At 51.5% G+C, this 5,185-nt stretch carries 5 protein-coding genes; all 5 read right to left on the reverse strand.

What is annotated here, in order from left to right; translation table 11 throughout:
* Window positions 1-111: 111 nt before the first annotated feature.
* Complete coding sequence (locus ACYVL5_RS23260) at window positions 112-1,464, reverse strand: hypothetical protein (RefSeq protein ID WP_460597933.1); 1,353 nt, start codon at window positions 1,462-1,464, stop codon at window positions 112-114.
* A gap of 178 nt (window positions 1,465-1,642) precedes the next feature.
* On the reverse strand, window positions 1,643-1,963 hold the full coding sequence (locus ACYVL5_RS23265; protein ID WP_460597934.1) for a hypothetical protein: 321 nt from the start codon (window positions 1,961-1,963) through the stop codon (window positions 1,643-1,645).
* Between the two features lie 149 nt (window positions 1,964-2,112).
* Entirely contained in the window at window positions 2,113-2,304 is a 192-nt protein-coding gene (locus ACYVL5_RS23270) for a helix-turn-helix transcriptional regulator (RefSeq protein ID WP_460597935.1), read from the reverse strand.
* Between the two features lie 285 nt (window positions 2,305-2,589).
* Complete coding sequence (locus ACYVL5_RS23275; RefSeq protein WP_460597936.1) at window positions 2,590-3,468, reverse strand: hypothetical protein; 879 nt, start codon at window positions 3,466-3,468, stop codon at window positions 2,590-2,592.
* 20 nt (window positions 3,469-3,488) lie between these two features.
* Entirely contained in the window at window positions 3,489-4,724 is a 1,236-nt protein-coding gene (locus ACYVL5_RS23280) for a tyrosine-type recombinase/integrase (protein WP_460597937.1), read from the reverse strand.
* Window positions 4,725-5,185: the final 461 nt, after the last annotated feature.

Here is a 5,185-nt window from a genome sequence, read left to right on the forward strand (position 1 = left end):
TTCGCCAAGACACTCTCCGAGAAAGGAGGTGACTCAACGGCAACATCCCTGGACCAAGCAATTCTCTAACAGGGGGTGGTACACTTTTCGATTACCGTAACTGGTACACTTTTACGCTGCCATTGACATTTCAGGAGCCCTTCGGTCAACCGACTTATCAATGGCATCGACAATCTTCCCTTCGAGAGTATCCCGTTTGTTCTCGACCTTCAGTCCCGCCATCCCAAGGACTGCCTTCTTTATCTGGTCGAACGTCTCAGGAGCAACCATCAGCGCCAACTGGAAAAGCGGTAGGCTGATGTCCCAGATCCTGCCACCTATACCGGGTATAGCTTCAACACGGGGAAGATGCTTGTCCATCATTCTCGCCCTCCAGGCAGTCAACCTGTCTTTGAAGGGTAGTCCCATGTCCGGGCTCAGGTTCTCGTATTCCCCGGGCATGTTCGGCATGGTGATTGACAGGCAGCGACTCTCGAAGGTCGCGTTAGCCGGCTCGTTGGTCGCAAAAATGGTGCTGCCGTAAACGCTGAAGAACGTCTGGTCGTCGAATGGGCCTCTGTCGGGATTGAGAACCCTGGCAACTCTTGTACCCTTCTCGAACCTACCGAGCAAAATATCGCAGCCATCGCCCTTTTCAGCTGATTTCCAGAGGTCGGTCACGTCGAAAAAAATGGTGGCGTTCAGTCGCTCAGAAAACCTGACGATGTTTGCGGGCCTGATATCCAGAAGGTGAATACCTCTGTACGAAGTTGCCAGCATCGTCTTCGCCGTGCGGCTCTTTCCGCGCTCTGCCACAGCGTAGAAGTAGATTCCGGGGATGTAGCGAACATCGTGGTGGTCCTGAATGTAAGAGAGAAAGACCGACAGGATAATGATCGGCCACACCTCGTCGTCGAGATACGAAAACCGCTTAAAGAAAGCCTTCAGGTCCTCGTATAGTCGATGATCGTCAGTGTCCTCGTAAAGACTCATGACGCGTGAGGCATTTGCAAGCTGAAATTCGAGATTCCTCTGACCCGGCGGGATGCAGGTATAGCCATCGGGATCAGTCCACGTATCAGCCAAGTGCAACCCATCGTCCTGCTTGATGAGATAGCGGATTTTCCCCGCTTCGTCTTTGACCAGGTCAACCAGACCGGGAAACAGTGCCGTCTTGGTGCCGCTAGACTCTCCCTCTTCGGATACAGCGTTAGCCTCCATTTTCTTTTTAAACTCTTTGGCGAGAAGAGCTTTGGTTATTCCCAGGACTTTAGCAAGTTTGAACAGGTGCGCGTCCTGAACAACGGCGTCATCAAGTCCCGCGATGTCACCGAGGACTTCCTGATAATTGCTTACGGTGGCACTACTGATTCGCTCGTCCAAGCTAGGGGTAGAGGGTGCTTGATCGATTGTTTCCGGGGTATCCGTATCCCCTGTTGTTAAACCGGAGGCTGCCGAAACGGCCTCATTTACTTCTGTACTCATGATTTACCTTTTTTTATATGGAGTAGCCCGCCTTAAGTCAGGCCCCTCCTGTTCTGCGAGCGCTCTCTTTTGACTGTCAAACCGGTATACCTCAGAGAACCCGTCGATCCTCATCAGTAAACCGGTGCTTCTTGCCTCAGGTTATGGACACAACCCCGTTCACAGGGAGTCCATGCCCCTAATCGGTCTCTCGACTGGTTACGGCGTACCAGTGCCCCCCGTAGTTTTTCACGCCGATTGAGGCTTTCGGCGCTGCTTTCTCAACGGTCTCGTTGGTCCTGTTGGCCTTTTTAAGTCTGCCCACCAAGCTATCCAAGTAGAGATCGTTGCCATAGACAAGCTCGTCCAAATAACGGATGTTGTCTTCAATGAAACCCGTAGGCGCCTCATCTATGAGGAAATCGTCAACGAGGTACACGTAAAGCGCTTTTACCACCCCTCTTATTGCCTCATTGGTCAAGAACGCACGTTTCGCGTCATCTAATATTCCATCATCCATCTAAATTTCTCCTGATATTTAACTGCCACTGTCACGGCACTAAGTCGTCCGCGACAGCCCACGGCTCCTCAACAGTAGTTGGGGAGAGCTTCATTGCCTGTAGTTAGTTGTCAAAGAGCGAAGTTTTACTGCCTCTTATCCGGGGCCTCCTAAATCCCGGTGCCTACCGTGTTGTCCTCAATCCACTTCTGCACGGCGGAGGTCCTGTATCTCACGGCCCTCCCCATGAGAATCCAAGGGATTCCTTTCTTCTTGAACCGGTTCATTTCGAACCACGCGGGGCTCATTCCGGTCCACTCCACGACTTCCTTCTGCGTCAAAAGTTTGTCTTGCTCTGCCATACTTCTTCTCCTTTCCTAAGATGCCGCGGAAGCGGTGCGTATGGCGTACCATTGCGAGAAGGCGGCCAACGAACCTAGCTTAATGCATATAATAATGCATAGTTATGGGTATGATTCCTATTTGTGGGGGTAGGTATTTTGCAATGTACGGGGTAGGACAATCGCATTCAGATGGGTGGGGGTGAGGTGATGGTGTGCACTACCAGGGGGCGGTGGAAGACGCAAAAAGAGGGGTCGGTTGTATTCGGGGGGGTGATGGTCAGCGGTTAAGCGGAAGGAGTCTGTCTATTGGCGGTGTCTGGACATCTTGAACTTCTGGTGGTCAGCGATTTTGCATAGGCAGGCATCAGGGGTGTACTTGTCATTGCCAAACTGGCGCTCCTCGGGAACCAGTGATTTTGCCATCTTCTTGATTGCGCCTCTTAGGCCAGACCTTTTTTGGTCGCAGTCTTTCAAAACAACTCCGTCATCGTTTGTACCAAGCTCATATGCGATTGTGGCAAGTTTTTCATGATTGCATAAGCAGCCGATTTTAAGCATTTCCTTCATTAAAGTTTCAGCACACTTTACAAGACTGTCTCTCTTTGCCCAGCGCGATTCAGCTCCTGCTACGCCACGCTTCGGCTCATCTGTATCGGGTTTTGATCGCGTCGGTTCAGCGGTGACTGGCTCAGCGGTAGCTGGCTCAGAGGGGCTTAACAACAAAATAAGTCTGGGGTGGATGGGCCAGCCTTGGGAATCGGCGAATGCGATAGCGTCTGTCGGAGAGATATGTTTAGCAAGCAAGCGACTGTCTTTGTTGAGCTTTCTCAACGGTTCTCCCACAGCGGAGGACAGGAAGGTTTTTACATTGTAAATCAAGCCAAACTGCCAAGGTAGGTATGATGGCGGCTCTTCCTGAACCCGCCTTTCGACTAATGGTGGTTGAGCAGGCCCCGCAGTTTTGAAGGTCTCCAAATACTCCCTGTAAGTGGCTTCGATGATCCTTTCGACATCATTGTCATCTTCATCTGAAGCATCATCGTTGAAGAGGTCGTCCAAGCGAGTCGTCACCATAACTTGCAAAAAATCTCGCACACTCCAAAGCGGCTCTTTCGCAAACCTTTCCATCTCTTTATCGAAATCAAGCAACTCACTCAAGTCAAGCCCTGTGATATCCGCCACCTATCCCCCCAAAAAAAAGTTTATGCTCCCATCAGCTCCAACATCTTCGTGCTGATCCGCTCCATCGGTTCACGTAAGCGGTCGGTGGTAATCTGCAAGTAGCCGCCGGTCACGTCATTGCCGTCGCTGTGGTTGAGCAGCCGTTTCAGCGCAGCATAAGGGATATCGAGGCTTTCGGCAATAGTGATAAAGGTCCGTCGGAGGTCGTGGAGGCAAAATTTGATACCTGGCATTACGTCGTCCGGCGTCTCCTCCAACTTCTTCGCCAAGGCTTTCTTGTCCGGGATGCTGTTGAAGGCGAGTTTGGTCTGAAGCTCGATGAAGTCGAGCTGTTTTTTGGGTTCAACGAGATGCCCTGCCACACCTGGGCCAGGGAAGACGTATTCATTGGTCCGGCGTACGTGCAGTTGCTGGAACAACTGGTGCAAAAAGGTGCTCATGGGGAGGGTGTGCGGTCTTCCGTTCTTGGTATCCGGGATAGTAAAGGACCGGTCCCTCATATCCACGTTGGACCACTTCAACTGGAGCCCTTCCTGCTTACGGAGCCCGGTAAAGATGGTCAGCAGCAGGTAGTCTCGGATTACCTCGTTCTCGATCTTCAAAACAGCATCGTGCCACGGTTTCAATTCGTGGGGCTTCAAGATGGTTCTCCGCCGTTCGACCTTGTACCACTGTCGAGCCTGACTGAGCCGTAGGACCGGGTTAGCCGGAATCTGTTCGTTGGTCATGATATATGCAAAGTTGTAAAGGGACCGGACGGTTCTCATGAGGTTGTTTGCCGCGTTCTCACCGTGATTTGTCCCGATTTCCCGGTGTTTCAGGGCAATAAGCTCTTTCGTGATGTTGCTAACTGGCTGGTCAAGCCAGTCCGAAACGTAGCTTTTGAGGAGGTCGTCATAGCATTTGATGGTGCGCGGTTTGAGCTGACGGCCTTCCTTGTACTGTTCAAATGTTTGTCTGAGCGTTAACCCGAGCGTTGCAGCCTGCCTTTTCTCGACTTCTGGGTCTACGCCTTTTGCCATTTGGGCGAGGATTGCTTTTGCCTCGGTGCGGGCTGCATCGAGCTTCATCAGGGCTGCTTTCCCTATGGTGCGCTTTACCTCCTTGCCGTTGACACGGGCCTGGATAAAGTAAGTCTTGGCGCTCTTGGTGGTGTAGATGCCGAACCCCTTAAGGTTCTGGTCAAAATACAGGACTGTTCTTTCCGTCGAGGGGAGTGCATCGACTAACCTTTGGGTCAATTTCTCGGATGGCATTGCTGGCCTCCTTGTCCACATTTTTGTAGCAGTATTGTAGCAGATTGTGGTAAAAGAGGGTAGGGTAAAGTAATGGCAGGTAAAGTTTTTAGTGGTGTAACATACTGTATATATTGAGCTTGACAGGGGAGGGTAGAGCGTGGTAAAAGATGCAACTTCAAATTCCCAAGCTGAAGGTCGCGGGTTCGAATCCCGTTTCCCGCTCCAGAGAAATTCAAGGGGTTAGCCAATCAGGCTAACCCCTTTTTCGTGTTTGTTCCGTTTTGGGGAATGGGGCGCAAGAGTCCCTCACGTGCTGCTTCCTGATCTACTGTTGTCAGGTCGTCGGAAGGGGTAGTGTAAAGAGTTTTTCGCTTTTTTGTTTTCTCGGCAGTGCCCCGTCGGTGTCAGATTGCCTCGGCCAGTGAATGCCTCTGTTCCAGTTCCTGTTCCTTGAGCAGGTCGATGTTCAGGTAGCGTTT

The sequence above is a fragment of the Geomonas sp. Red276 genome (assembly GCF_054784495.1).

Bases quoted from the DNA above. Each gene is read 5' to 3' on its own strand.
- ACYVL5_RS23260 (WP_460597933.1), bottom strand. From the start codon at position 1,464: ATGAGTACAGAAGTAAATGAGGCCGTTTCGGCAGCCTCCGGTTTAACA.
- ACYVL5_RS23265 (WP_460597934.1), bottom strand. From the start codon at position 1,963: ATGGATGATGGAATATTAGATGACGCGAAACGTGCGTTCTTGACCAAT.
- ACYVL5_RS23270 (WP_460597935.1), bottom strand. From the start codon at position 2,304: ATGGCAGAGCAAGACAAACTTTTGACGCAGAAGGAAGTCGTGGAGTGG.
- ACYVL5_RS23280 (WP_460597937.1), bottom strand. From the start codon at position 4,724: ATGCCATCCGAGAAATTGACCCAAAGGTTAGTCGATGCACTCCCCTCG.